The following is a 26626-nucleotide window of genomic DNA, read 5'->3' on the forward strand; positions in this document are numbered from 1 at the left end:
AGCTAGTTTATCTTTTTCCTATCGTAGACAGGTGGCCAGTTCCCGTTGGTGCTTACATCGGTCAATGAACCTACTTTGATTTCAGTACCGTTTACCTCTTCAACACTTTGGTGAGCGTTTTCTTTTTCTACCAAGTCTTCCGGTTGGTCATAAAGCACAACATTTTTCTTGACCTTTGCTTCAAAAACTGGGGCTTTATATCCACTTTTATCGATAATATCAGCCTTCATTTCAAATTTTTCATCGTTTTGGGCATAAGGAACGTCCATCATGGTTTTGTACCTGTCATCAGCCCCAAATAGGGAATCTTTTACCTTTACGGTTCCCAAGGTGTCGATAATAATGGTGTCCTGTTGCATTTCAATCTGATACACTCTGTCGTATCTCATGAAAGAAGAGTCACGCTGTGTGGTAATGGTATAGTTGCCGGTATCGATGAACTTGATCAAGCTTTCAAAATTACCTGCGTATTTTCCATTTACGGTTTTATAAGCTTCCTGCGAATCCCTAATATCCTTAAGTTTGCTGATTACTTTGGAAAATCTTTCATTTCTTACCTTATTGAACTCAATAGGGGCATTGATGGAGTCGTAAATTTTAAAACCTAAGTAAATGCTTAAAATTCCGAAGAGAATTATCAAAACTGGCTTTACTTTTTGAGGTAAAAATCTATCAATAACAAAAACAAGCCCTATGGTCACAAGGCATATTAATACAACAATAAGAATTAAGTTTAACATATCTGATACTGTCTTTCAAAGTTAATTTAGTGGTTACAGACAAATCTACAATATTTTTTTTATTGCGAAACTTTTTGCTTTAAAAAAGACCACTATATTTAGCACTCATGAAGGATTTTGACGCACCCACTTTTTTAAGGATTTTAAACGAAAAATTTCCCCATACACCTACCGAAAAACAAGGTTTGGCACTTAATAAGCTGGCTAACTTTGTTTTAGAGGGCAAAAAGGACGATGTGTTCCTGTTGAAAGGATTTGCAGGAACCGGAAAAACCACACTGGTGGCTACTTTGGTGAGCAGCCTATGGAAAGTGAAAATGAGCTCTGTTTTAATGGCTCCGACCGGTAGAGCGGCCAAAGTTATGTCCGTTTATTCGGGAAATAAAGCCTTCACCATACACAAAAAGATATATTTTCCAAAGAAACAATCGGGTGGGGGCATCCAATTTGTGCTGGCTCCGAACAAGCATCGAAATACTGTTTTTATCGTGGATGAAGCTTCGATGATTCCGGACGCCCCGGCTGATTCCAAACTGTTCGAAAACGGGTCCTTGCTTGATGACCTTATGTTTTATGTGTACTCCGGGCACAATTGCAAATTGATTTTGATAGGGGATACGGCCCAATTACCGCCCGTAAAATTGGAACTCAGCCCTGCATTGGATGAAAATCGTTTGTCCTTAAACTATAATAAGGAAGTCGAATGTTTGGAACTGGACGAGGTAATGCGGCAGTCAGATGATTCGGGTATTCTTTATAACGCGACCAACCTTAGGGAGCAATTGCAATCCGATTTTTTTGAAGACTTTAAATTTGATTTGGCCCAGTATAAGGATATTGTAAGATTGATTGATGGCAACGAAATACAAGAAGCCATCGATTCATCCTATGGTGAAAATGGAAAGGAACAGACCGCCATTATTGTGCGATCTAACAAAAGAGCCAATCTTTACAATCAGAACATTCGCGAACGCATACTTTTTCTTGATAATGAAATCTCCGTTGGAGATTATATGATGGTCGTAAAGAACAATTACTTCTGGCTAAAACCCAATTCCGAAGCTGGTTTTATTGCCAATGGGGATATTATCGAGGTGTTGGAATTGTTTGCTATCAAAGAATTATACGGGTTCAAGTTTGCGGAGGTAAAGGTGAAAATGGTGGATTATCCCAATCAAAAACCATTTGAGACCGTTCTTTTATTGGACACCATTACCACGGTTACGCCGTCTTTGTCCTATGAGGATGGCAACAAGCTCTACCAAGAGGTGATGAAGGACTACGCGCACGAAAAATCCAAATACCGAAAGTTTTTGGGGGTGAAGAACAACCGATTCTTTAACGCGCTTCAGGTCAAATTCTCTTATGCCATCACATGTCATAAATCACAAGGGGGGCAATGGGACACTGTTTTTGTGGAACAACCGTATTTGCCCAATGGAGTGGACAAGGATTACCTAAGATGGCTATATACCGCTGTGACAAGGGCGGAGCGTCAACTCTATTTAATAGGTTTTAAGGATGATTTTTTTCTTGACTAGGAAAAACCTATTTTAGACATCAGCATGAATATTGAACCAGATACTATAATAAGTTTGTTCCTCGGAATCGGATTGGCGGCCTCGGTCGGTTTTCGTGTTTTCCTGCCACTTTTTGCCCTAAGTTTTGCTGCATATTTAGGGGTTTGGGAGCTTAACGAAAGCTGGCAATGGATCGGGAGCCTGACCGCTCTAATCACCTTGGGTGTTGCAACCATTGTGGAGATTTTTGCTTATTTCATCCCTTGGGTGGACAATGCCCTGGACAGTATTGCTATTCCCTTGGCGGGAATTGCAGGTACCGCTGTAGTGGTATCCACCGCAGCAAATTTGGACCCAGTGGTCACTTGGTCATTGGCCATTATTGCAGGGGGAGGAACGGCAACGGCCATTAAAGGGGCAAATGCAGCAGGCAGGTTAACATCCACGGGGACCACAGGAGGGTTGGCAAACCCTATTGTTTCGACGGTTGAAACAGGAGCTGCCGTAGCGGTAAGTACAGCATCTATCTTGGTGCCGCCCATTGCAGCCATTTTGGTGATCATTATTTTATTGGTCATATTCAGGATTTACAGAAAAATAAGACCTAAATCAAAATAACAATCATTTAAGCAAAAAAGATAAAGTGAATATTATTTCCATGATTCCCGCCCGCTACCAAGCCTCTAGGTTTCCCGCAAAATTAATGCAGGACCTTGGTGGGGAGCCCGTGATTGTGCGAACCTACCAAGCCGCTGTGAACACGGGACTTTTTGATGAGGTTTACGTGGTTACCGATAGCCCTGAAATCTCAGAAGTAATTACCGGGATAGGGGGAAAGGTGATCATGAGCAAAAAAACACACGAAAGCGGTAGCGACCGAATTGCCGAAGCCGTGGAAGGTATGGATGTGGATGTGGTGATCAATGTGCAAGGAGATGAACCTTTTATCGATGCCGAAAGCTTAGAAAAAATCATCAAAGTATTCAAAAACGATACGAAGAAGGAAATTGATTTGGGTTCTTTGATGACACCGATCACGGACTGGGATGAAATATCGAATCCCAACACGGTGAAGGTTGTCGTGGACAATCAAGATTTTGCCCTCTATTTTTCGCGATCCCCGATTCCTTATCCAAGGGATAAAGAAGTTGAGGCAACCTATTACAAGCACAAAGGGGTTTATGTTTTCAGAAAACGGGCACTAATGGATTTTCAAAAATTGCCGATGTTGCCTTTGGAGGCCAAAGAAAAAATTGAAGCTATACGCTTTTTGGAGTATGGCAAAAAAATAAAAATGGTGGAAACCCACATCACGGGCATCGAGATCGATACTCCTGAAGATTTGGAACGAGCAAGAAAGATATGGAAGTAGATTTCTCCCACATAAAAACAATCGGTTTTGATGCCGATGATACCCTTTGGGTTAACGAAACCTATTTTCGGGATACCGAGGAAAAGTTTGCAGAACTCTTGGAAGGGTACGAAACCAAGAACAAGATAGACCAAGAGCTGTTTAAAATAGAAATGGCCAACTTGGATATTTATGGATATGGAATAAAAGGATTTATGCTTTCCATGATAGAATCTGCCCTGGACCTATCCAATAATAAGGTTTCGCAAGAAACCATTGGAAAAATATTGAACCTGGGTAAAAAGATGATATCCCATCCCGTGGAATTGCTCGATGGGGTTGAGGAAGTACTCTCTAAATTGACGGGAAAATATAGACTGATAGTGCTCACCAAAGGAGATCTTTTAGATCAGGAACGGAAACTCGAAAAATCGGGACTTTCCCAATATTTCCATCATGTGGAAGTGCTGAGCGATAAAAAAGAAAGCAATTACAACAATCTGTTGCAACATTTGAGTATAGATGTCAATGAATTTTTAATGATAGGAAATTCCCTAAAATCGGATGTATTGCCTATCTTGAATATTGGAGCAAAGGCGGTACATGTACCGTTCCATACCACATGGGCCCATGAGATGGTCGCAGAAGACGAAATGGTGAACAATCATCTAAAATTAAACAGTCTCAAAGACATTTTGAAGTATTTGGATAATTAATGAAGACAGAAAACGATTTGAAAAAACAGCAAACAACCTCAACCCATAAAACAATGTACAAGAACTTTCCCATGGTACCCAGGGTGATTTTTGGGTCGGGCTGTTTTTCGCAATTAGGGGATATTTTGTTGCCTGTGCGCAATAGTTCGGAGGCTCCCTTTATTTTTTTGGTGGACGATTTCTTCGAAAATGAGGAGTTTTTGGCAAAAGTGCCCTTAATGTTCAATGATGAGGTGATTTTTATCTCTGCCGAGGAGGAACCCAAAACAGCTCAAGTTGATGCACTGGTCTCGCGAATAAGGGAAAAATATAATGAGCTGCCTTCCGGGGTAATCGGCATTGGTGGCGGAACCTTACTGGATTTGGCCAAGGCCGTGTCCATATTATTGAACAACAAAGGACTCGCCAAGGACTACCAAGGATGGGATTTGGTAAATAAACCGGCATTGTACCATGTTGGCATTCCTACCATTAGTGGAACCGGGGCCGAAGTATCCCGAACAACCGTTTTGTTGGGCCCTGAAAAAAAATTGGGAATCAATTCAGATTTCACGCCTTTTGATCAAGTACTCTTGGATCCCGACTTTAGCACAACAGTTCCCAAGGAACAATGGTTCTATACGGGGATGGACTGTTTTATACATTGCGTGGAATCCTTGACGGGAACCTATTTGAATGCATTCAGTCAAAGCTATGGTGAAAAAGCCATGCAACTTTGTGAGGAAGTTTTTCTTGAAGATTTGCCATTCGCCGAATCCAGGGACAAATTAATGATGGCCTCTTGGCATGGAGGCATGAGCATTGCCTATTCACAAGTGGGCGTGGCGCATGCCATGAGTTACGGTCTTTCTTATCTTTTGGGCATTAAGCATGGCATCGGCAATTGTTTGGTATTTCAACATTTGGAAGAGTTTTATCCAGAAGGAGTTTCCCTTTTCAATAAAATGATGGCAAAACACAACATAACGTTGCCAAAAGGTGTTTGCGCGGAACTGACCCAAAACGATTTTGATGTAATGGTGAATATTTCATTGGGCTTGGAGCCGCTTTGGGAAAATGCATTGGGCAAGGATTGGAAAACCATTATGACACCGGAACGTTTGCAGAAACTGTATCAAAAAATATAAGACTTGCTGTAATTGAAGGTCTTTACAACGAAATGCATAAGCTGGCCAAGTTTATTTATTTTAAATTATTGGGATGGAAGCTGAATGGTTCTTTCCCCGATGTGGACAAGTGCGTTATCATCGTAGTTCCCCACACACATTGGCTAGATTTTTTTCTAGGACTCTTGATTCGAAAAGCAATCAATCAAGAAATCAATTATATCGGCAAAAAAAGTCTTTTCAATCCTCCTTTCGGTTGGTTTTTCAGATGGACGGGCGGCGCGCCCGTGGACCGTTCCAAAAATTCCAATACGGTAGATACTATTGTTCAGATTTTCAATTCCAGAAAAACATTTCGCCTAGCCTTGGCTCCCGAGGGAACGCGTAAAAAGGTGGAACACCTAAGAACGGGATTTTACCATATTGCAAAGAAAGCAGGAGTACCTATTTTAATGGTCGCTTTTGATTTTGGTAAAAAGGAAATCAAAATAGGCGAGCTTTTTTATCCCACAGCATCTCAGGAAAATGACTTTAGAAAAATTGAGGATTTTTACAAAGGGGTAAAAGGAAAAGTGCCGGAGTATAGTTTTTAAAAATCACTCTTGCATACTGTGGAAAACATTCTGCACATCGTCGTCTTCCTCTATTTTTTCCAAAAGCTTTTCCACATCGGCCGCTTCTTCTTCATTGAGTTCTTTGGTTACTTGTGGAATCCGGTCAAAACCTGAGGAAACTATTTCAATTTCTCTTTCTTCCAATTCTTTCTGAATGGCTCCAAAATTTTCAAAAGGCGCATAAATATGGATGCCGTCCTCATCCACGAATACTTCTTCGGCACCAAAATCGATCATTTCCAGTTCCAGTTCTTCGGGGTCCAGACCCTCACCGTTGATGGTAAAGTTGCAGGTATGGTCGAACATAAATTCAACTGAACCTGAAGTGCCCAAGCTCCCGTTACATTTGTTGAAGTAGCTACGGATGTTCGCCACGGTGCGCGTATTGTTGTCGGTGGCCGTTTCAATTAAAATAGCAATACCATGGGGCGCATAGCCTTCAAACAGTACTTCTTTGTAGTCGCCCTGACTTTTGTCCGATGCTCTTTTAATGGCCCGTTCAATGTTGTCCTTGGGCATGTTCACGGCCTTGGCATTCTGAATCACGGCACGCAGTTTGGAATTGGCATCTGGGTCGGCCCCACCTTCTTTAACGGCCATCACAATATCTTTCCCGATTCTGGTAAATGCTTTGGACATGGCGGCCCAACGCTTCATTTTACGTGCTTTTCTAAATTCGAATGCTCTTCCCATATATTCTTAAATTCTGGATGACAGCAAATTTAGCAAAAAAAGCCCCTGTGTCAAGTTGAAAATTGGTGGTGCCTACCCTACTATTTCTTCAATGGATTTGGCTAAGTCGATGTCTTTTTGGGTAACTCCATCGGCATCGTGTGTGCTTAGTTTGATGGTTAAGTTGTTGTAGATATTTTCCCAATTGGGGTGGTGGTTTTGCTTTTCACATTCAAAGGCGATGTGCGTCATTGTGGCGAAAGTGGCTGTAAAATCCTCAAAAGTGAAGGATTTCTCGATCATATCATTTTTTAAAGCCCAACCCGATAGGTTTTTAAGGGCTTCTTCAATTTCATTGGTGTTCATCTTCTTCATAAATATTCATTTTTCTAGAAGATAGTCAATTAAATAGGGAAAAGAAAACTAAACGGGTAGATGATGGTCGATAATCTCTTGGCAGCTAACGCGAAGGTTTTTCGGGAGCATATTGGCTTTGGGCAAAGCGGCCAAATACCGGTCTTCATTAGTGGTGTAGACTCTTTTGTAGATAGGGTGATAGTTTCCTAGATGTTCGATGACCTCTTTGATAAATTCCTCGTGCTGGATAAGGTCACTACTCCCCAAATGGTAAATACCAGTTTTGTTCCTGTTGATGAGGTAGTGAATTTGCTGCGTGAGCCTATCATCATTGGTCACATTGATAATGAGGTTCGGGAACACTTCAATGGGCTCTTTGTTCGCTATGTTTTCTTTGATTTCCTTGATTCTGGGAGAAGTATTCCCAAAAACCATCGGCACTCTAAGAATGGCGGTTTTCTCCTTGGGCAAGCGCATCATCATGTTCTCAATTTTTATTTTGAGACGGCCATACACGCTCAAGGATAAGGTTTTGTCATGTTCGTAGGATGGGAATTTACTGTAGGCATCAAAAACATTGGCCGAAGAGATAAAGTACAGTTTTGTTTTGGTCTTCATCAGATACTCCATCAAATGGTGGTGTGCCTGTATCTGTGCCGGAAAATTTCCACGAAGCGATGATATGATAATGTCCGGTTTGATATGTTCCAGAATCTGAAATATATCATCTTCCTCCAAATCATATCTTACGAACTGCTTGTTCTTGGCAAAAGAACGATTGGAATAGTAGGTGCCGTAAGTATCAAAATAGGAGCAGAGTTCTTTGTATATGGCATTGCCCACAAATCCACTCGCTCCCAATATCAATATCTTTTTTTTATCCAAGGGCTACCTAGGTATTTTTGTAGAAAGGCAATTTTACAACGGTTGCCAAAACACTGTTTTTACGTATTTGAATGTGAACGGGAGTATCAACTTTTGAAAATTCCGTGGTCACATACCCAAGCCCGATTCCTTTGGAAAGGGACGGCGACATAGTTCCTGAAGTTACTTTTCCTATTGTATTGCCATCTGTATCCAAAATAGGATATCCAGCCCTAGGAATTCCTCGCTCTTCCATTTGGAAAGCAATCAGTTTTCTTTTGGAACCTTCCGCTTTTTCTTTGGCAAAGTTCTCACTGTTCACAAATTCTTTAGTGAACTTGGTGATCCAGCCCAAGCCAGCTTCAAAAGGAGAGGTGGTGTCATCAATATCGTTACCGTAAAGGCAATAGCCCATTTCCAAACGGAGCGTATCGCGTGCGGCCAAACCGATAGGCTTAATACCGAAATCGGCACCGGCTTCCAATACTTTGTCCCATACTTGTTGTACTTCGGAATTCTTGCAATAAATCTCAAAACCACCGGAACCTGTATAACCCGTTGCCGAAATAATGACATGGTCAACCCCGGCAAAATCACCTACAACAAAGTTGTAGAACTTAATTGCAGATAAATCCACGGAAGTAATGGATTGCATGGCCTCAACTGCTTTTGGTCCCTGGATGGCAAGAAGTGAATAGTCGTCCGAAATATTTCGCATTTCAGCACCAATGGCCTCGTTATATTTGGAAATGTGTGCCCAATCCTTTTCAATGTTGGATGCATTTACCACCAAAAGATAAGTTTCATCCTTCACCCTATACACAATAAGGTCATCAACAATTCCACCAGTTTCATTGGGCAAACAACTATACTGCGCTTTACCTACGGTTAATTTTGAAGCATCGTTAGTGGTTACTTTTTGAATAAGTTCCAAAGCCTTTGGTCCCTCTATCAAAAACTCGCCCATGTGGGAAACATCAAAAACACCAACGCCCTTGCGTACGGTTTCGTGTTCAATATTTACACCCTCATAAGAAACAGGCATGTTGTAGCCCGCAAACGGTACCATTTTGGCTCCCAGCGCCTCATGCGTTTTAGTAAGAGCAGTATTTTTCATTGAGTCTATTTTTAAGATTCGCAAATTTATGGAATTAATTAAGGATACCCTTATTTTAGCTGCTTACGATTTTTATAAAACTGAAACATCTTACAGTTTGTAATCCTATCAAAATTCGTATTTTGAAAAAAATATAGCATCATGTCAAAATTTACATTTAGTCTCATTGCTGCCCTTTTGTTGGCTTTTACAATGGTTTCTCAGGATTTGCCAACTGATTACTTGCCAGCAGATTTTCATAAGGAACGAAGAGATGCCGTTCGGGAAAAGTTGCCTCCGAATACAGCGGTCGTGCTGTTTGCCAATCCAGAGCGCAACCGTGCGAACGATGTGGACTATGTGTACCACCAAGACCCCAATTTTTATTATTTGACAGGGTATAAAGAACCCAATGCGGTATTGGTCATTTTTTCGGAAGAGCAGACCGATGCTTCTGGGAACAGTTTTGATGAAATTTTTTATGTACAGGAAAGGAACGCAAGAGCGGAGCAATGGACAGGAAAACGATTGGGCGTAGAAGGCGTAAAGGAACAATTAGGATTCAATATGGTGTACAATGGTAGTGAATTTGAAAACTTTCCCTTGGATTTTACTTCTTTCGACAATGTTTCTTTTGTTGATTTTCATAATGATTACCGTGATAAATCAGGGACAGCGGATTTGTTCGACCTGATAAAAACCTTTAAGATGAAGGCAAATTATCCTTCGGATTATAATCCTACGCGAAACAGTTTATACAAAAGGATAGCAACGGCCAATGCCGATAACAGCGAGGATGTGGCAGAGACCATTGAGCGCTATCTGGAACGTTATCCAGAATTGCAGGATGATGAGATTTTAAATGACTTTGTAAGTGCAAATAATGATGAAATACGGGATGAAATCAAAAATAAAGTGTTGGTGATTCAGCGTTCAACGAATCTCGATTCCAGTATTTTACCAAAGGTAATGGCCGAATTGCGACAGGATAAAACCCCAGAGGAAATGAAGCTATTAAAAAAGGCTGTTGAAATTTCTGCCGTTGGCCAAATTGAGGTGATGAAAGCCATGCATCCCAATATGTCAGAAACAGAAATACAGGGCGTGCACGAATATGTCTATAAAAAATATGGTGCCGAATATGAAGGCTACCCATCCATTGTCGGAGGTGGACACAACGGTTGTATTCTTCACTATATCGAAAACAACAAAACCAAGGTGGGCAATGATTTGGTGTTGATGGATTTAGGAGCGGAATACCACGGTTATACCGCTGATGTAACCCGAACTATTCCCGCTAACGGAAAGTTTTCTCCTGAACAAAAAGCTATTTACGATATTGTCTATGAGGCTCAAGAAGCAGGTATTGCAGCAAGTGTTGTAGGGGCTTCATTTGGAGAGCCACATAAGGCGGCTTTGGAAGTTGTTACCAAAGGATTGATGGATTTGGGCATTATTAAAGAAGCTAAGGGAGCAAGGACTTATTTTCCACACGGAACTTCCCATTATTTGGGATTGGATGTGCACGATGCAGGAACCTATCAAGCCTTTAAACCCAATCAAGTGATTACTGTGGAGCCTGGTATTTATATTGCAGAAAACAGTGATTGTGATGAAAAATGGTGGGGCATTGCCGTTCGAATTGAAGATGATATCCTAATCACGGAAAATGGCCCCATCAATCTTTCAGGGATGGCACCAAGAACTACAGAGGCCATCGAAGAAGTGATGAAACAACCCAGTCCCTTGGACAGTTTTCAACTGCCCAAGTTGGATTAATCATTCAACAAAAATTGTTTTAGTTCATCATAAGTGGCAATGGGAACGGATTTTTTCTCCTTGTCCATTACTTTCATGATTTGCGGCGGAATTTCTGGACTCAACCCCAAAGTATCTTCAACCACATCCAAAAATTTAACAGGATGTGCCGTTTCCAAGAAAATACCATAGGCATTGGGATGGGATTTTTGATATTCCTTCAGTCCAAGATAGCCAACGGCCCCATGGGGGTCCATCACATATCCTGTTTTGGAATATACCTCTTTCATCGTAGCTTTGGTTGCTTCATCGGTAAACGAATAGGAGGAAAGGTGCTGTTGAAGCGTCTCCAAATTGTCTTGGTGCAAATGTCGGATTCGGACAAAATTACTTGGGTCGCCCACATCCATGGCATTGGAAATAGTGGCGATGGATGTCATGGGTTCGTAAATCCCGTTTTCCATGAATTTTGGAACCACATCGTTTACATTGGTGGAAGCCACAAAATGTTTGACGGGCATGCCCAGTTTTTGCGCTACCATTCCTGCGCAGATATTCCCAAAATTTCCAGAGGGTACAGAGAAAATAATTTCTTTTCCTTTGGATTTTGCCTGTTTGTAGGCAAATAAAAAATAGAACAGCTGTGGTAGCCATCTGGCCACATTGATGCTGTTTGCGGAGGTCAGTTTTTTATGATCTGTAATTTCAGAATCCAGAAAAGCGGTTTTCACCATACGCTGACAATCATCAAAAACACCATCTACTTCCATGGCCTCAATATTCTGTCCCAAGGTGGTCAATTGTTTTTCTTGAATCTCGCTTACTTTTCCACTAGGGTAGAGAATCAGGACTTTCACACCATCAACCCCCAAAAAACCATTGGCAACGGCACCGCCCGTATCACCCGAAGTAGCCACTAAAACGGTGACATCTTGTTTTTCGCCTTGAGAAAAGTATCCAAGGCAGTTGGCCATAAAACGGGCGCCTACATCTTTAAAAGCCATGGTGGGACCATGGAAAAGCTCCAAAGTGGCCACACCGTCTTCAATATCGACCACGGGAAAATTAAAATCCAAGGTATTGGCAATGATTTCCTTTAAGGCTTCATCGGGAATATCCTCATTCACAAATTGATGAATGGCCTGGAACGCAATTTCCTGATTGGAAAGCTCCTCAATGTTTTCAAAAAAATCAGATGGAAGCGGGGTGATGCTTTCTGGAAAATAAAGTCCTTTATCCGGAGCGATTCCTGCTATGACCGCATCTTTGAAAGAGACTTTTATATTTTGGTTGTTTAGACTGTAGAATTTCATGGAATTAAGCAATTTTCTTTACGCCTTGGCTGTTAACTTTCGAAATATGAATATCGAAATCCACTCCGATGTTTTGATAGGTTTCTTTCATGGAATCGGCCACTTTTTGGGCAATCTCTTCTCCCTTGCTCAAGGCAAAAATGGATGGCCCAGACCCTGAGATTCCGCAGCCAAGAGCTCCTGCCTTTATGGCATTTGCTTTGATTTCATCAAAAGCGGGAATTAAAATAGAGCGGATGGGTTCTACGATATGGTCGTGCAGCGAACGACCAATAAGGTCATAATCGTTTTGAAATAATCCTGCGACCAGTCCGCCCAAGTTGCCCCATTGTTGGATTCCTTGTTGCATGGAGATAGTAGTCTTCAGAATTTTACGGGAATCTGAGGTTTTTATCTCAATCTGTGGATGAATCACTGTGGCAAATAATTCCGAAGGTGTCGGGATTGGAATTATGTCCAGCGGGTCATAACTGCGCACCAAAGTGAACCCGCCAAAAATGGCTGGGGCAACATTGTCTGCATGAGCTACATCACTGGCCAATTTTTCCCCTTGCATGGCAAACTGCACTAATTCAAGATTTGAAAAAGGTTTGCCCAACAATTCGTTCATGCCCCAAACGGCCCCTGTGGAGCTTGCGGCACTACTACCAATTCCGCTTCCGGGTTTTATGCGTTTGTCAATTTCAATTTCAAAACCACCTTCGTAATCGCTCTTTTCCAAAAAGGCTAAACCGGCTACGCCTGCTACATTGTTTTCGGTTTCCAGTGGAAGTTCTTGCCCAATTATTTTAGTAATTCGAATTCCTTTTTCGGAAATTTTTCGGATGGTCATTTCATCTCCAACGGAGTCCAATGCCAACCCTAGCACGTCAAATCCACAGGAGACGTTGGCTATGGTTGCTGGGCAAAATACTTTGATTTCCTCCATGATCTAGAAATTACCGATTCTAACAATATCTGCAAAGATACCCGATGCGGTAACATCGGCACCAGCTCCTGCACCTTTTATGATCAAAGGTTGATTCACATAGCGGTCGGTAAAGAACAGTACGATATTATCGCTACCTTCCAGGTTATAAAAATCATGTCCTTTTGGAATTTGCTGTAAGCCCACTTTGGCCTTTCCGTCTTCGAATTGTGCCACATACTTTAGTTTGCTATCGGCATCAGCAGCTTCTTTGTATAATTTTTGAAAGTCGGCTTCATATTTCTTCAAGCTTTCAAAAAAGGCAAGGTTGGAATCTGCTTCTAGACTTTCCTTGGGTAAAAACGCTTCGTTTTCGATTTCATCAATATCCAATTGATGGCCACTTTCCCGTGCTAAAATCAAGATTTTACGCATCACGTCGACACCACTTAAATCGATTGTGGGGTCGGGTTCGGTATAGCCTTGTTCCTGCGCTTGCTTTACCACGTCGTGAAAAGTAGTGGAGTCATCAAAAGTGTTGAATACAAAATTTAAACTGCCCGATAGCACGGCCTGAATTTTTCTGACCTTATCCCCGGATGCAATTAGATGCTTTAAAGTGTCAATAATGGGCAAGCCCGCACCCACATTGGTCTCAAACAAATATGGAGCGTTGTATTGCTTGGCCAATTGCTTTAATTCTTTGTAATAATCATAATCCGAAGAGGATGCAATTTTATTGCAAGTGACCACGGAGATACTGTTTTTGAGATAACTGGAATAGCTTTTGGAAACCTCGTCACTGGCCGTGTTGTCCACGAAAATACTGTTGCGATAGTTTAGGGCATTGATGCGCTTAAAAAATACTTCTTTGTCTGCTGGTTCTCCCTGGTCCAATGTGTTTTGCCAGTCTTTGAGTGAAATACCACCTTCATCAAAGGCCATTTTTCTGGAATTACTGATCCCGATGACACGGACGTTGAGCTTTAGCTCTTCTTTCAAATACTTTTTCTGCTGGCGGATTTGAGCCAAGAATTTGGAACCGACATTTCCAACGCCCATCACGAAAAGGTTGAGCTGTTTGATGTTTTCCTCGAAAAAGGTTTCGTGCAACGAGTTGAGCGCTTTTTTTACGTCTTCTTTTTTGATTACGGCAGAGATATTTCGCTCCGAAGCCCCTTGGGCAATGGCACGAATATTCACATTGTTTTTACCCAATGTACTGAACATTTTACCGCTCAAACCTTGGTGACTTTTCATATTATCACCTACCAATGCTATGATGGTCAAGTCTTTTTCAACGATGACCGGTTTAATCTTTTTTGTTGCAATCTCAAATTCGAAGGTCTCATTGACAGCTTCGGCGGCAAGGTCTACATCCTCATCGGCAATGCCCACACAAATGGAGTGCTCTGAAGATGCTTGGGTAATCAAAACAATGCTGATGTTCTTCACCGAAAGTGTCTCAAAAAACCGTTTGGAGATTCCTGGAATGCCTATCATCCCTGGGCCTTCCAAAGAGAGAAGACTTATGTTGCCCACATGACTGATACCACGTACCGTTTTCCCGTTGCCGTTGTTGTTTTTGGCGATCAAGGTTCCGGGACTATCCGGGTCAAACGTATTTTTTATGGCAATGGGAATTTCTTTGCCCAGAATCGGTTGAATGGTTGGGGGGTACAGTACTTTGGCCCCAAAGTGAGAAAGCTCCATGGCTTCTTGATAGCTGATATTGGAAACACATTTTGCCTGCTTTACCAGTTTTGGATTGGCCGTGTACATACCGCTCACATCGGTCCAGATTTCCAAAATATCGGCATTTAAAGCTGCGGCGATTATGGCTGCCGTGTAGTCGGAACCACCTCTGCCCAAAGTGGTAAGGTCTCCGCTTTTACTGGATGCCACGAATCCTGGCAACATTGTTATTTGATGCTTGTTCGTTGCAAAGAAATCTTGGCAATTGGCATTGGTGCTATTGAAATCCACATTGGCCTTGCCAAAGTTATTGTCGGTTTTAATAAGTTCCCTGCTATCTTTAAAAGTGATATCCAATCCTTCGGATTTTAGGAATTCACTAATGATAAAGGATGATAACAGTTCCCCATAGCTCACAATTTTATCGGATAGTTTTGGTGTGAGTTCGCCGATCAGATAAGCACCTTCCAGCAAAGTTTCCAGAATATTGAGTTCGCTCTTTACTTTGCTCAGGGCTGCACTTTGCGATTTTACGGGAATCAGTTCCCTGATGGTGGAAATGTGCCTGTCCTCGATCTCCTTGAGACTGTTTTTGTAGCTTACCTCTTGTTGAGATGCCGAACGCGATGCATTAAGTAGCAGGTCGGTAACTCCTCCAAAAGCTGATACTACTACTGCAATTTGTTCCTTATTTTGATGGTTAAGGATGGATTTGACCTTATTGATATGTTCTGGATTGGCAACGGAAGTGCCTCCAAATTTTAAGACTTTCATAAAGAAATAGTGTTGAAAAAAGTTAAATATAGATTAAAAGAACGGACGGAATTATATATAGCAGAATTACCCCAAAGGGGTGGTAGTAGTAATTGTAATTGTAGATGAAAAGGTGTTCATCAAATCAAGGTTAATATCCGTTTGTTTTAACTTCATTGCTCTGTAATGAGATGATAAATGTAGTACTTTTGTATACTTCATCAAATCATTGGTGTTGTTTTTTGCGAAATCCGTACGAATAATCAATTTTTATTGCTGAATGAAAATATTTTCTGCCCAACAAATCTATCAAGCTGATAAATCCACAATCCAAAAAGAACAGATAACGAGTGATGCGCTTATGGAAAGAGCAGCTACGCAGTTGTTCGAATGGCTACATTCCCGTTTGCGAGGCACCCAAGTCAATATTCAATTGTTCTGCGGTATCGGAAACAACGGGGGGGACGGATTGGTGTTGGCCAGAAAATTGCACGAAAACGATTACTCCATTAAAGTGCACGTGGTAAACTATAGTGAAAAGCGTTCGGAGGATTTTTTGTTGAACTTGGAACGTTTAAAGGATGTGAAGGTTTGGCCGGATTTTATCAAGTCAGGAAGTAGTTTTCCCAAAATATCGCCCAATGACATTATAGTGGATGCGATTTTTGGCATTGGTCTTAATCGAGCTCCCGATGATTGGGTCGGAAATTTGATTCAACATATTAATGGTTCAAGAGCTTTTACCTTATCCGTGGATGTGCCATCAGGATTACCAATGAATAGAGGTCCTTGGAGTAAGGAGTATGTGATTCGGGCCAGTTATGTATTGAGCTTTCAGGTACCCAAATTGGTTTTCTTTTTGCCCGAAACGGGGGTTTATTTAAATCAATGGGAAATATTGGACATTGGGTTGGACCAAGATTTTCTTAACAAAACCGAGACTGATTTTGAACTTATCGGAAGACCAGAAATAGTGCCTATGTATCGTCCTAGACTCAAATTTTCGCATAAGGGAACTTATGGCCATTCCGTTATAATTGGTGGTAGTTATGGAAGGATTGGTGCCGTACAATTGGCCACTAATGCCTGTTTGTGTGTTGGAAGTGGCTTGGTTACTGCTTTTGTTCCCAAATGTGGGTATGATTCTTTGCAAACCGCAGTTCCCGAAGTAATGGTGTTGACAGGTTCTCGGGAAAAGAATATTACAGAGATAGATATTCCTTTTGAACCTACGGTTGTCGGAATTGGGATGGGCATGGGTCTGGATGATGATACCGTTTCAGCCTTTGGTTCTTTTTTGAAGAAATCTACTAAGCCAATGGTGATTGATGCCGATGGGTTGAATATTTTATCCCAAAATCCAGAAATGTTGAACGATGTCCCTGAGTTATCCATTTTGACTCCCCATCCAAAGGAATTGGAGCGATTGATCGGGCATTGGGACTCAGATTTTGATAAGCTGCAAAAAGCAAAGGTCTTCGCTTCTAAATACAATATTGTACTTGTGATCAAAGGCGCCCATACGATTACCATTTTTAATAACAAGGGTTATGTGAATACAACTGGAAATCCAGGTATGGCTACCGCAGGTAGTGGTGATGTGTTGACCGGAATGATCACTGGTTTGTTGTCCCAAGGATATCGCTCGGTCGAGGCTGCCATATTTGGCGTATTCCTGCACGGTCTGGCTGGGGATTTGGAGGTGTCCTCAAAAGGTTATGAAGCATTGAAGGCATCAGGGTTGGTAGAAAATATTGGAAGTGCCTATTCGGAATTGTTTCGTCAACCGGAAATGGAACAAAAAGATAATGTTTAGCGTTAAGCGCTGTTCCTTCCTTTTTTGATTTTAAGTCTTTTTTGTACCCAATCCAAAGCATTGTCAAATTCTATAAAAAACTCCATAGGTTTTTTGTAGAACATTTTTTCAATATTGAAATTGTGCATATCTATTTCCTTTTTGGAAACAATGGCAAAGGCTTTAAGGTTCCCCAAGCCCCTAAGGTAGTTGTATACTGTGGGGTCTACGGCATAAGAGTTTTTTCTCAAGCTTATGTAGCCAAAGTTCTTGTCCCTAAAGTGTATTTCCGAAATTCCAATGATTTGATAGGTTCTCTCTAAGGTTATAGTAGCGCCTTCATCAAAAGAAGCCACCATATAATCGTCAAAAACCTGTACGGTACCGACTTCCAGCTGGTACTCGCGTACAACTACGGTCTTCTTATTAGAAGTTATTTTCATCCCCAATGTAATTATAGTGTCTCGTGTACGAAATTATCAGGGAAAACGAGTCAACAGAAAAATAATAGATTAAACGCTAAAATATCTTATGTATGGTAATTATAGGGTGTAAAAAAAGCTGACCGAAGTCAGCTTTTAAAAACAAATTATTTTAAAAAAAATCACTTTTCAGCTTCGGGTGATTTTTCAGCCTTTTTTATTTTGATGGTGAGTTCTTCTTTTTTCTCGTCCAAATCCATAAAAATGCTATCACCTTCTTCCAATTTGGAGTTTACAATTTCCTCGGCAAGCGCATCCTCAATATATTTTTGGATAGCTCTTTTGAGCGGTCTGGCCCCATATTGCTTGTCAAATCCTTTATCTGCAATATAATCCTTTGCTTTATCGGATAGATTCAACTCATAACCAATGTCCTTAATCCTTTGGTACAGTTTGTTCAACTCAATATCAATGATTTTGTGAATGTCTTCCCTTTCCAAAGCATTAAAGACCACTACATCGTCTATCCTGTTCAAGAATTCAGGGGCAAATGCCTTTTTCAGTGCATTTTCGATGACACTTTTTTGATGTGTATCGGCTTGTGCTTTTTTGGCTGCGGTACCAAAACCTACGCCTTGTCCAAAATCCTTCAATTGTCTTGCGCCGATATTGGAGGTCATAATGATTATGGAGTTCCTAAAATCGATTTTACGTCCTAGACTATCGGTAAGGAAACCATCGTCCAATACCTGTAACAACATATTGAATACATCCGGGTGTGCTTTCTCCACCTCGTCCAATAAAATAACGGAATAAGGCTTACGACGAACTTTCTCCGTCAACTGTCCACCTTCCTCATAACCCACATATCCTGGAGGTGCTCCTACCAGACGTGATATCGCGAATTTCTCCATGTATTCGCTCATATCTATTCGGATAAGGGCGTCTTCGGAATCAAACAGTTCTTTTGCCAGTATTTTGGCCAATTGGGTTTTACCCACACCTGTTTGACCTAGGAAAATAAACGAACCAATAGGTTTATTTGGGTCCTTTAGTCCAGCTCGGTTACGTTGGATGGCCCTTGCCACTTTGGACACGGCTTCATCTTGACCAATTACAAAACCTTTAATGAGGTTTGGTAGCTCGGCCAATTTATTGCTTTCGGTCTGTGCTATTCTGTTTACGGGAATGCCGCTCATCATGGAAACCACATCGGCAACGTTATCTTCGGATACCGTTTCTCTGTGAAGTTTGCTTTCTTCTTCCCAACGTTCTTGTGCAGATGCCAATTCTTTCTCTAGACGCTTTTCGTCGTCCCTAAGTTTGGCAGCTTCTTCGTATTTCTGTTTTTTGACTACGCTGTTTTTAAGCTCGCGAACATCTTCCAACTGGTTTTCCAGTTCCAAAATTTGTTTGGGAACATCCATGTTCACGATGTGCACTCTTGATCCTGCTTCATCCAAGGCATCGATGGCCTTGTCCGGAAGAAAACGGTCCGTCATATAACGGTTGGTCAACTTTACACAGGCTAAAATGGCTTCGTCTGTATAGTTTACGTTATGGTGCTCTTCGTACTTTCCTTTGATATTCATCAAAATTTCGATGGTCTCTTCCACAGTAGTAGGTTCTACCATTACCTTTTGGAAGCGACGCTCCAAGGCACCATCTTTTTCTATGTATTGTCTGTATTCATCCAGCGTTGTTGCACCGATACATTGAATTTCACCTCTTGCCAATGCAGGTTTGAACATATTGGAAGCATCTAAACTTCCAGTAGCCCCACCGGCACCAACAATGGTGTGTATCTCATCAATGAACAAGATGATATCGTCATTCTTCTCCAACTCGTTCATAACGGCTTTCATGCGCTCCTCAAACTGGCCACGGTATTTTGTGCCTGCCACCAAAGAAGCCAAGTCCAAGGTGACCACTCTTTTATTGTAAAGAATACGCGATACCTTTTTGTTGATAATGCGCAGTGCCAATCCTTCGGCGATGGCACTTTTACCAACACCTGGCTCCCCAATCAACAACGGGTTGTTCTTTTTTCTACGGCTCAATATCTGGGAAACACGCTCAATTTCCTTTTCTCTGCCCACTACGGGGTCCAATTTGTTCTCCTCGGCCAAACGGGTAAGGTCCCGCCCAAAATTGTCCAAAACGGGGGTCTTGGACTTTTTGCTTCCTTTTTGGGAAGCGCTTCCGGAACCAAAAGAACTTTCTTTGCTATCTCCCATATCGTCTGTGTCCCCTGGGAAAGATTCCGCTTGGGGCGTGTCTATATAATCATCGTCACTGGTGATCATGGATTTGAACTGTTCTTTGACATTGTCATAATCCACTTTCAGTTTATGCAACAATTTGGTTGTTGGATCATTCTCGTTCCTTAAAATACAGAGCAGCAGGTGTGCCGTGTTGATGGAAGAACTTTGGAAAAGCTTTGCTTCCAAAAAAGTCGTCTTCAACGCCCGTTCTGCTTGGCGGGTCAAGTGAAGATTCTTCTTGTCCTTCTGAATTGTTCCTGTATTCGGATTTGCGGGGCTCAGTATTTCCACCTTTCTACGAAGGTGGTCCAAGTCCACATCGAGTGCATCCAGTATATTTATGGCCTTGCCATTTCCGTCTCTTAAAAGACCTAGCATAAGGTGCTCCGTGCCAATAAAATCATGGCCCAGTCTCAGGGCTTCTTCCTTGCTGTATGCTATAACGTCCTTTACGCGGGGGGAAAAATTATCGTCCATACGTTTCTTTTTCAGCAATTAAAATTAGTAAAAGTATCGTTACGGTGGTCAAATACCGTACCCTTATTCGATAAAGTAGTGGTAAATGTCGGAATAATTCAGGTTTTTTGGGGATTTAACAAAGCTTTATTATCACATTGTTGTTAATACACGCAATGTTGATAATTTTTTTAATAAAGTATTCGCAAAGGGCTATAAAGGCTGCTATTTTCTGTATATTGCCATGATAATTTAACCACAAAAAATCAATAATAAATAAGCATGGCGGAAGGAGAAAAGTTAATTCCCATTAATATTGAGGATGAGATGAAATCTGCCTACATTGATTATTCAATGTCGGTCATTGTGTCACGTGCCCTGCCAGATGTTCGTGATGGATTAAAGCCTGTTCATAGAAGAGTGCTCTACGGAATGCACGATTTGGGAGTAAGGTCTTCGAGTTCCCATAAAAAATCTGCCCGTATTGTAGGGGAGGTTTTGGGTAAATATCACCCACACGGTGATTCTTCGGTGTATGACACCATGGTGCGGATGGCACAAGAGTGGAGTTTAAGGTATATGCTGGTAAACGGTCAGGGTAACTTTGGTTCCATAGATGGGGACAGTCCGGCGGCTATGCGATATACCGAGGCCAAAATGCGCAAGATTGCGGAAGAAATGTTGGCCGATATCGACAAGGATACCGTAGATCATCAACTTAATTTTGATGACACCCTGGAGGAGCCTACCGTACTGCCGACCCGTATTCCAAACCTTTTGGTTAACGGAGCTTCCGGTATCGCCGTGGGTATGGCAACCAATATGCCCCCACATAACTTAACTGAAGTTGTGGACGGTACGGTCGCCTACATAGATAATCACGATATTGAAATAGACGAGCTGATTACACACATTAAGGCCCCTGATTTCCCTACTGGGGGAATTATTTATGGGTATGATGGCGTAAAAGAAGCTTTCCATACAGGTCGCGGACGTGTTGTGATGCGTGCCAAAGCCACCATTGAGGAAGTACAGGGTAAGGAAAGTATTGTTGTAACTGAAATCCCTTATCAGGTCAACAAGGCGGATATGATCAAAAAGACCGCCGATTTGGTCAATGAAAAGAAAATAGAAGGTATATCTACCATAAGGGACGAGTCCGATAGGAACGGAATGCGTATCGTATATATATTGAAGCGCGATGCCATTCCGAACATTGTACTTAACATGTTGTACAAGTACACGGCCCTTCAATCATCCTTCAGTGTCAATAATATTGCATTGGTCAAGGGTAGGCCGGAACTTTTAAACCTAAAAGAAATCATCCACTATTTTGTGGAGCACAGGCACGATGTTGTGGTTCGTAGAACCAAATTCGAGCTTAAAAAGGCAGAAGATCGTGCGCATATCTTGGAGGGGCTTATTATTGCTTCGGATAATATTGATGAGGTAATTGCCATTATCAGAGGCTCTTCCAATGTTGAAGAGGCACGGAATAGTCTTATTGAACGTTTCAAGCTGACCGAGCTTCAGGCCAAGGCCATTGTAGAAATGCGCTTGCGTCAACTTACCGGTCTGGAACAAGATAAATTGCGTGAGGAACATGCGGAACTGTTAAAGGCCATCGAGGATTATAAGGATATTCTTGATAAGAAAGATCGTAGAATGCAGATCATCAAAGATGAACTTCTTGAAATAAAGGAGAAGTACGGTGATGAAAGGCGATCTGAAATCAACTATGCGGGAGGAGACCTGAGCATTGAGGATATGATTCCCGATGAGCAAGTTGTAATTACCATTTCCCATGCCGGATATATTAAAAGAACATCACTTTCTGAATATAAAACCCAACATAGGGGCGGGGTAGGGCAAAAAGCATCCTCGACCCGAAATGAGGATTTCTTGGAGCATCTGTTCGTGGGCACAAACCACCAGTACATGTTGTTCTTTACCCAAAAGGGGAAATGTTTCTGGATGCGCGTGTACGAGATTCCGGAAGGAAGCAGAACATCCAAAGGTAGAGCTATACAGAACTTGGTCAACATTGAACAGGATGACAAGGTAAAAGCTTTTATTTGTACCCAAGACCTTAAAGATGAGGAGTATGTGAACAGTCACTTTGTGATCATGGCCACAAAAAAGGGTACGGTGAAAAAGACTTCTTTGGAGCAATATTCCAGACCACGTCAAAATGGTATCAATGCCATTACCATTCGTGAGGATGATGAACTACTGGAAGCTAAATTAACTACCGGTACCAGCCAAATATTCCTAGGTCTTAAGTCAGGAAAAGCCATTCGTTTTGAGGAATCAAAGACAAGGCCAATGGGTAGAAATGCATCTGGGGTGCGCGGTATCAGATTGGCAGATGAGAATGATGAGGTAGTGGGTATGGTGTCCGTGCATAATTTTGAGGATGATATTTTAGTAGTATCCGAAAGAGGTTATGGCAAGCGTTCCAATATAGAGGACTACAGGATAACCAACCGAGGTGGAAAAGGTGTCAAAACCATTTCCATTACCAAGAAAACAGGAGGCCTTGTCGCTATCAAAAATGTTACCGATACGGATGATCTGATGATTATCAACAAATCGGGAATCGCCATTCGAATGGGAGTTGAAGACCTTAGGGTAATGGGAAGGGCCACACAAGGAGTTCGTCTTATCAATCTAAAGGATAACGATTCCATTGCAGCAGTTGCCAAAGTCATGAAAGAAGATGACCCGGTCGATGAAGTAGATATCAGGGATATTGAAGTCAAAGGAGAGGATGGCACGGCTATTGATGATAATACGGACGAAAAAGAATAAATTTCAACTAAGTAATAATCGATAAACACTAAAAATTACAATTTTTAACATGAGAACAAGAATATTAATACTATTAGCCATAGGGATTTCCACGATGGGTTTTGCCCAAAAGGACGCGATGAAGACGGCGGAAAAGGCTCTAAAGGACGGTGATGCCGCGGCGGCAAAAACAGCGTTGATGAGCGCAGCCTCCACTATTGAATCGGCCAAAGAAAAAGATCAGGCCGAGTATTATGCACTTTTAGGAAATGCGAACTATGAATTGGCCAAGAAGGGAGATGTTGCTTCCTATAAATCGGCATTGGATGCATACAATAAAGTAATCGAAGTGGAAGAAGCGAGCGGAAAATCCAAATATACTTCCGTTGCACAGGAGCAAATGGGACAAATGACAGGTGATTTGGTAAACGCCGCTGTAGAGGATAACAATAACAAAAAGTTTAGCGAAGCCGCTGAAAAATTATATTTAAGCTACACACTTAGCCCAAAAGATACGGTATACTTGTATTACGCGGCCAGTAGTGCGGTCAATGGGCAGAACTACGAAGAAGCCCTAGAATATTACGAGGAGCTCAAAGAACTTGGTTACAATGGAGAGGCCGTTACCTATACCGCTGTGAATGTAGAGTCGGGAGAGACCGAAACCATGGACAAGACTACTCGTGACCTTTATGTGAAAGCAGGCACGCACAAAGACCCAAAAGAAGAGATCAGCCCTTCCAAAAAGCCGGAAATCGTTAAAAACATTGCATTGATCTACCAGCAAATGGGGGAAAATGAAAAAGCTATCGAAGCTTATGCCGATGCAAGAGCGGAAAACCCGGACGACGTAAATTTAGTATTGGGAGAAGCTAACCTTCACTATGCTATTGGTGACAAAGAAAAGTTTAAGGAGTTGATGGGTCAGGCTTCCGCCATGGCTCCGGACAACGCTGATTTGCTTTACAATATCGGTGTGATCAATATGGAACAAGGAAACTTGGAAGATGCCAGAGATGCCTACAAAAAAGCCTTGGCCATCGACCCAGGTTACATCAATGCATTATTGAACCTTTCCACAACGTATGTGAATGAGGGTAACGGCCTTATTGATGAAATGAACGTATTGGGAACTTCCAAGGCCGATATCGCTAAATACGATGAGCTTAAGGATAAGAAAGATAGTCTTTTTAGAGAGGGAGCTGGTGTTTTGGAGGATGCACTTCAGTCCAATCCCGATAACGAAAGTATCTTGACCCAGTTGAAAAATATTTATGGAGCTTTGGGTGACAATGAAAACTTCATGAGAATCAAAAAGCTTTTGGGGGAGTAACCACAATCTTCCTTAAAAAAAGTAAAAGCCCCAAACTTCGGGGCTTTTTTATATCACTTTTTTAATCACCCGTAACTGATGGGTATATAATTTTTCTTCAGAATTAAAAATACCTGTATGATCAATCCTATCAATACGTACATGACCGTTTACATGGATGATATAATTGTCCTGAAGAATAATCCCTACATGATCTATAACCCCTTCATTGTCATCAAAAAAGGCCAAATCACCAGGTTCACTTTCTTCAATAAAGCTCAAGGCCTCCCCTTGTTTGGATTGCTCCATAGCTGTTCGCGCCAAGGAATATCCATTAATTTTATAGACCATTTGGGCAAATCCCGCACAATCAATTCCAAAAGGGGTTTTTCCTCCGGCTAAATATGGGGCTTTTAAGTACAGGATCGCCGTATCGACCAAACTCTCTTTAGATCTTTTTTCAGCGTGTACATGGCCTTCAAAGTTATGCTTCAATAATTCCGGCAAGTTGACCATGGAACCCATTAAAATGGGTTGCAGCATACCATCATCAGTGCAAATATGGGATATGACATCGGAGCATACTTTTTGTGGCTCCATGCTCTGGAGATCATTGTAAACCTGCTCAGGAATAAAGGAAAACTGATTGTTCGAAATCCAACCTTCAAAACCGTCATAAGCTATCCTGATTCTGCTCCATTTTTTTCTACATTCCAAAACCTTGAAATGCTCCCCGTACAATAATTGGGATGACATTTCGGCACAATCGTCCGGATTGGTTCTAATGGGAACAATACTTAGAGGACAAATTCCATATTGCATTTACTGTACAGATTGAGTCACTAATTTCTTTCCAAAATAATGGATGATGCCCCACCGCCGCCGTTACAAATGGCCGCAGCCCCCAATTTGGCATTGTTTTGCTCCAAAATGTTCAACAATGTTATGGTAATTCTTGCTCCAGAGCAACCCAAAGGGTGTCCCAAGGATACCGCACCTCCGTTTACATTTACATTGGAATCGTTTAGACCTAGAATTTTCATATTGGCAAGACCCACTACCGAAAAAGCTTCATTGAACTCAAAAAAGTCGATATCCTCGATGGAAACCCCTGCACGGTCCAATGCTTTTGGAAGTGCTTTTGCGGGAGCCGTGGTGAACCATTCCGGTTCGTGTGCCGCATCGGCATAACCTATAATGGTGGCCAAAGGAGTCAAGCCCATTTCCTTGGCTTTTTCCTCGCTCATTAAAATTACGGCCGCCGCACCATCGTTTATGGTGGATGCATTTGCTGCGGTGACCGTGCCATCCTTGGAGAAGGCTGGTCGCAAAGCGGGAACTTTGTCCAGTTTTACATTTTTATATTCTTCGTCTTCACTCACAACTATTGGCTCACCTCTTCGTTGAGGCACTTCAACGGGAACCACCTCGTTATCAAACTTACCGCTTTTCCAAGCTTCTGCCGAGCGATTGTACGATTGTATGGCATAGGCATCTTGATCTTCCCTGCTAAATTTATATTCGGTTGCACAAGCATCGGCACATACCCCCATGGCATTTTGGTCGTAGGCATCGACCAATCCATCCTTCTGCATACCGTCTATCAAAGTTGCAGGGCCAAACTTGGTGCTGGTTCTCATATAGGCGTAATGGGGAATCAAACTCATGTTTTCCATCCCTCCTGCAACTACAATGGAGTTTTCTCCCAAAGCAATGGACTGTGCTCCCTGCATAATCGTTTTCATACCGGAAGCGCATACTTTGTTGATAGTTGTGCAGGGCACCGTGTTGGGTATACCTGAAAAAATAGCAGCCTGTCTGGCCGGTGCCTGGCCTGTACCTGCCTGTACCACGTTGCCCATTAATACTTCTTCCACAAGTTCCGGTTTTAGACCTATTTTGTCCATGGCTCCCTTTATCGCCACAGCGCCCAATTTAGGTGCGGGAACGGTGGATAGGGCTCCCATAAAACTCCCGATGGGAGTTCTTGCAGCGGAAACAATTACTACTTTTTTCATATGTGCATTTTTACTCCTGCGAAAATACTAAATTTAAATGCAAACCTATATGAGGCTCGGGCAACCGACTTCTTATATATATTTTCTATTTTTGGAGCTAACAGATT

22 protein-coding genes are annotated in these 26626 nt (G+C 41.9%); 10 read left to right on the forward strand and 12 right to left on the reverse strand.

The window, feature by feature from the left end:
- Positions 1-2 precede the first annotated feature (2 nt).
- A complete protein-coding gene (locus J4E06_RS05980) occupies positions 3-740 on the reverse strand; it encodes a hypothetical protein (RefSeq protein WP_349523127.1) in 738 nt (245 codons plus the stop codon).
- A 107-nt stretch (positions 741-847) separates the two neighbouring features.
- Between J4E06_RS05980 and J4E06_RS05985 the strand changes: the two genes are divergently transcribed.
- Genes J4E06_RS05985 through J4E06_RS06010 form a run of 6 tightly spaced genes read left to right on the forward strand, consistent with a single transcriptional unit; the run spans position 848 to position 6026 of the window.
- Positions 848-2281 carry an ATP-dependent DNA helicase gene (locus J4E06_RS05985; RefSeq protein WP_349523128.1) on the forward strand — a complete coding sequence of 478 codons (1434 nt, stop codon included), beginning with the start codon at positions 848-850 and terminating at the stop codon, positions 2279-2281.
- Between the two features lie 24 nt (positions 2282-2305).
- Positions 2306-2878 (forward strand): DUF4126 domain-containing protein, encoded by a 573-nt coding sequence (locus J4E06_RS05990; RefSeq protein WP_502877336.1) that lies wholly within the window; start codon positions 2306-2308, stop codon positions 2876-2878.
- 40 nt (positions 2879-2918) lie between these two features.
- Entirely contained in the window at positions 2919-3632 is a 714-nt protein-coding gene (kdsB, locus tag J4E06_RS05995) for a 3-deoxy-manno-octulosonate cytidylyltransferase (RefSeq protein WP_349523341.1), read from the forward strand.
- Positions 3623-4327: an HAD family hydrolase gene (locus J4E06_RS06000; protein WP_349523129.1), complete on the forward strand. Its 705-nt coding sequence runs from the start codon at positions 3623-3625 to the stop codon at positions 4325-4327. Before kdsB ends, J4E06_RS06000 begins: the two co-directional genes overlap by 10 nt.
- Before the next feature lie 53 nt (positions 4328-4380).
- Entirely contained in the window at positions 4381-5454 is a 1074-nt protein-coding gene (locus J4E06_RS06005) for an iron-containing alcohol dehydrogenase family protein (protein ID WP_349523130.1), read from the forward strand.
- A gap of 32 nt (positions 5455-5486) precedes the next feature.
- Positions 5487-6026, forward strand: coding sequence for a lysophospholipid acyltransferase family protein (locus J4E06_RS06010; protein ID WP_349523342.1), 540 nt, complete (start codon positions 5487-5489; stop codon positions 6024-6026).
- Between the two features lie 3 nt (positions 6027-6029).
- Here the strand turns inward: J4E06_RS06010 and J4E06_RS06015 are convergent, their stop codons facing one another.
- The 4 genes from J4E06_RS06015 to gcvT all read right to left on the reverse strand — a co-directional run bounded on the left by J4E06_RS06015 (position 6030) and on the right by gcvT (position 9057).
- On the reverse strand, positions 6030-6740 hold the full coding sequence (locus tag J4E06_RS06015) for a YebC/PmpR family DNA-binding transcriptional regulator (RefSeq protein ID WP_349523131.1): 711 nt from the start codon (positions 6738-6740) through the stop codon (positions 6030-6032).
- Between the two features lie 72 nt (positions 6741-6812).
- Entirely contained in the window at positions 6813-7094 is a 282-nt protein-coding gene (locus J4E06_RS06020; RefSeq protein ID WP_349523132.1) for a 4a-hydroxytetrahydrobiopterin dehydratase, read from the reverse strand.
- Positions 7095-7142: 48 nt separating this feature from the next.
- Positions 7143-7961, reverse strand: coding sequence for a sugar nucleotide-binding protein (locus J4E06_RS06025; RefSeq protein ID WP_349523133.1), 819 nt, complete (start codon positions 7959-7961; stop codon positions 7143-7145).
- A 7-nt stretch (positions 7962-7968) separates the two neighbouring features.
- Complete coding sequence (gene gcvT / locus J4E06_RS06030; RefSeq protein WP_349523134.1) at positions 7969-9057, reverse strand: glycine cleavage system aminomethyltransferase GcvT; 1089 nt, start codon at positions 9055-9057, stop codon at positions 7969-7971.
- A gap of 141 nt (positions 9058-9198) precedes the next feature.
- On the opposite strand from gcvT, the gene J4E06_RS06035 reads away from it, so the two are divergent.
- Positions 9199-10815 carry an aminopeptidase P family protein gene (locus J4E06_RS06035; RefSeq protein WP_349523135.1) on the forward strand — a complete coding sequence of 539 codons (1617 nt, stop codon included), beginning with the start codon at positions 9199-9201 and terminating at the stop codon, positions 10813-10815.
- On the opposite strand, the gene thrC is transcribed toward J4E06_RS06035, so the two are convergent.
- The 3 genes from thrC to thrA are packed head-to-tail and all read right to left on the reverse strand — an operon-like array spanning position 10812 to position 15483.
- Complete coding sequence (gene thrC, locus J4E06_RS06040; RefSeq protein ID WP_349523136.1) at positions 10812-12107, reverse strand: threonine synthase; 1296 nt, start codon at positions 12105-12107, stop codon at positions 10812-10814. The genes J4E06_RS06035 and thrC overlap by 4 nt on opposite strands.
- A gap of 4 nt (positions 12108-12111) precedes the next feature.
- Positions 12112-13035: a homoserine kinase gene (locus J4E06_RS06045; RefSeq protein ID WP_349523137.1), complete on the reverse strand. Its 924-nt coding sequence runs from the start codon at positions 13033-13035 to the stop codon at positions 12112-12114.
- Positions 13036-13038: 3 nt separating this feature from the next.
- A complete protein-coding gene (gene thrA / locus J4E06_RS06050; RefSeq protein WP_349523138.1) occupies positions 13039-15483 on the reverse strand; it encodes a bifunctional aspartate kinase/homoserine dehydrogenase I in 2445 nt (814 codons plus the stop codon).
- A gap of 259 nt (positions 15484-15742) precedes the next feature.
- Between thrA and J4E06_RS06055 the strand changes: the two genes are divergently transcribed.
- A complete protein-coding gene (locus J4E06_RS06055; protein WP_349523139.1) occupies positions 15743-17278 on the forward strand; it encodes an NAD(P)H-hydrate dehydratase in 1536 nt (511 codons plus the stop codon).
- A gap of 2 nt (positions 17279-17280) precedes the next feature.
- Here the strand turns inward: J4E06_RS06055 and J4E06_RS06060 are convergent, their stop codons facing one another.
- Together J4E06_RS06060 and J4E06_RS06065 are read right to left on the reverse strand one after the other, a co-directional pair.
- The gene (locus tag J4E06_RS06060; protein WP_349523140.1) at positions 17281-17700 is read right to left on the reverse strand and encodes an STAS/SEC14 domain-containing protein; all 420 of its coding nucleotides are present in this window, start codon (positions 17698-17700) and stop codon (positions 17281-17283) included.
- A gap of 161 nt (positions 17701-17861) precedes the next feature.
- Positions 17862-20420 (reverse strand): ATP-dependent Clp protease ATP-binding subunit, encoded by a 2559-nt coding sequence (locus tag J4E06_RS06065; protein ID WP_349523141.1) that lies wholly within the window; start codon positions 20418-20420, stop codon positions 17862-17864.
- A gap of 261 nt (positions 20421-20681) precedes the next feature.
- Between J4E06_RS06065 and gyrA the strand changes: the two genes are divergently transcribed.
- Entirely contained in the window at positions 20682-23210 is a 2529-nt protein-coding gene (gene gyrA, locus J4E06_RS06070) for a DNA gyrase subunit A (protein WP_349523142.1), read from the forward strand.
- Between the two features lie 49 nt (positions 23211-23259).
- Positions 23260-24522, forward strand: a complete 1263-nt coding sequence (locus J4E06_RS06075) for a tetratricopeptide repeat protein (protein ID WP_349523143.1) — start codon at positions 23260-23262, stop codon at positions 24520-24522.
- A gap of 48 nt (positions 24523-24570) precedes the next feature.
- Here J4E06_RS06075 and J4E06_RS06080 read toward each other — a convergent pair whose 3' ends face one another.
- Both J4E06_RS06080 and J4E06_RS06085 read right to left on the reverse strand, forming a co-directional pair.
- A complete protein-coding gene (locus J4E06_RS06080; protein WP_349523144.1) occupies positions 24571-25323 on the reverse strand; it encodes a C40 family peptidase in 753 nt (250 codons plus the stop codon).
- 20 nt (positions 25324-25343) lie between these two features.
- Entirely contained in the window at positions 25344-26519 is a 1176-nt protein-coding gene (locus J4E06_RS06085; RefSeq protein WP_349523145.1) for an acetyl-CoA C-acyltransferase, read from the reverse strand.
- Positions 26520-26626: the final 107 nt, after the last annotated feature.

It is taken from the genome of Allomuricauda sp. NFXS6 (assembly GCF_040148835.1).
Taxonomy (GTDB): Bacteria; Bacteroidota; Bacteroidia; order Flavobacteriales; family Flavobacteriaceae; genus Flagellimonas.

Coding starts and splice junctions, on each gene's coding strand:
- J4E06_RS06080 (WP_349523144.1), bottom strand. CDS start 25,323: ATGCAATATGGAATTTGTCCTCTAAGTATTGTTCCCATTAGAACCAAT.
- gyrA (WP_349523142.1), top strand. CDS start 20,682: ATGGCGGAAGGAGAAAAGTTAATTCCCATTAATATTGAGGATGAGATG.
- J4E06_RS06085 (WP_349523145.1), bottom strand. CDS start 26,519: ATGAAAAAAGTAGTAATTGTTTCCGCTGCAAGAACTCCCATCGGGAGT.
- J4E06_RS05985 (WP_349523128.1), top strand. CDS start 848: ATGAAGGATTTTGACGCACCCACTTTTTTAAGGATTTTAAACGAAAAA.
- J4E06_RS06055 (WP_349523139.1), top strand. CDS start 15,743: ATGAAAATATTTTCTGCCCAACAAATCTATCAAGCTGATAAATCCACA.
- J4E06_RS06005 (WP_349523130.1), top strand. CDS start 4,381: ATGTACAAGAACTTTCCCATGGTACCCAGGGTGATTTTTGGGTCGGGC.
- J4E06_RS06015 (WP_349523131.1), bottom strand. CDS start 6,740: ATGGGAAGAGCATTCGAATTTAGAAAAGCACGTAAAATGAAGCGTTGG.
- J4E06_RS05980 (WP_349523127.1), bottom strand. CDS start 740: ATGTTAAACTTAATTCTTATTGTTGTATTAATATGCCTTGTGACCATA.
- J4E06_RS06000 (WP_349523129.1), top strand. CDS start 3,623: ATGGAAGTAGATTTCTCCCACATAAAAACAATCGGTTTTGATGCCGAT.
- J4E06_RS06020 (WP_349523132.1), bottom strand. CDS start 7,094: ATGAAGAAGATGAACACCAATGAAATTGAAGAAGCCCTTAAAAACCTA.
- gcvT (WP_349523134.1), bottom strand. CDS start 9,057: ATGAAAAATACTGCTCTTACTAAAACGCATGAGGCGCTGGGAGCCAAA.
- J4E06_RS06060 (WP_349523140.1), bottom strand. CDS start 17,700: ATGAAAATAACTTCTAATAAGAAGACCGTAGTTGTACGCGAGTACCAG.
- J4E06_RS05990 (WP_502877336.1), top strand. CDS start 2,306: ATGAATATTGAACCAGATACTATAATAAGTTTGTTCCTCGGAATCGGA.
- thrC (WP_349523136.1), bottom strand. CDS start 12,107: ATGAAATTCTACAGTCTAAACAACCAAAATATAAAAGTCTCTTTCAAA.
- J4E06_RS06075 (WP_349523143.1), top strand. CDS start 23,260: ATGAGAACAAGAATATTAATACTATTAGCCATAGGGATTTCCACGATG.
- J4E06_RS06010 (WP_349523342.1), top strand. CDS start 5,487: ATGCATAAGCTGGCCAAGTTTATTTATTTTAAATTATTGGGATGGAAG.
- thrA (WP_349523138.1), bottom strand. CDS start 15,483: ATGAAAGTCTTAAAATTTGGAGGCACTTCCGTTGCCAATCCAGAACAT.
- kdsB (WP_349523341.1), top strand. CDS start 2,919: ATGATTCCCGCCCGCTACCAAGCCTCTAGGTTTCCCGCAAAATTAATG.
- J4E06_RS06065 (WP_349523141.1), bottom strand. CDS start 20,420: ATGGACGATAATTTTTCCCCCCGCGTAAAGGACGTTATAGCATACAGC.
- J4E06_RS06035 (WP_349523135.1), top strand. CDS start 9,199: ATGTCAAAATTTACATTTAGTCTCATTGCTGCCCTTTTGTTGGCTTTT.
- J4E06_RS06045 (WP_349523137.1), bottom strand. CDS start 13,035: ATGGAGGAAATCAAAGTATTTTGCCCAGCAACCATAGCCAACGTCTCC.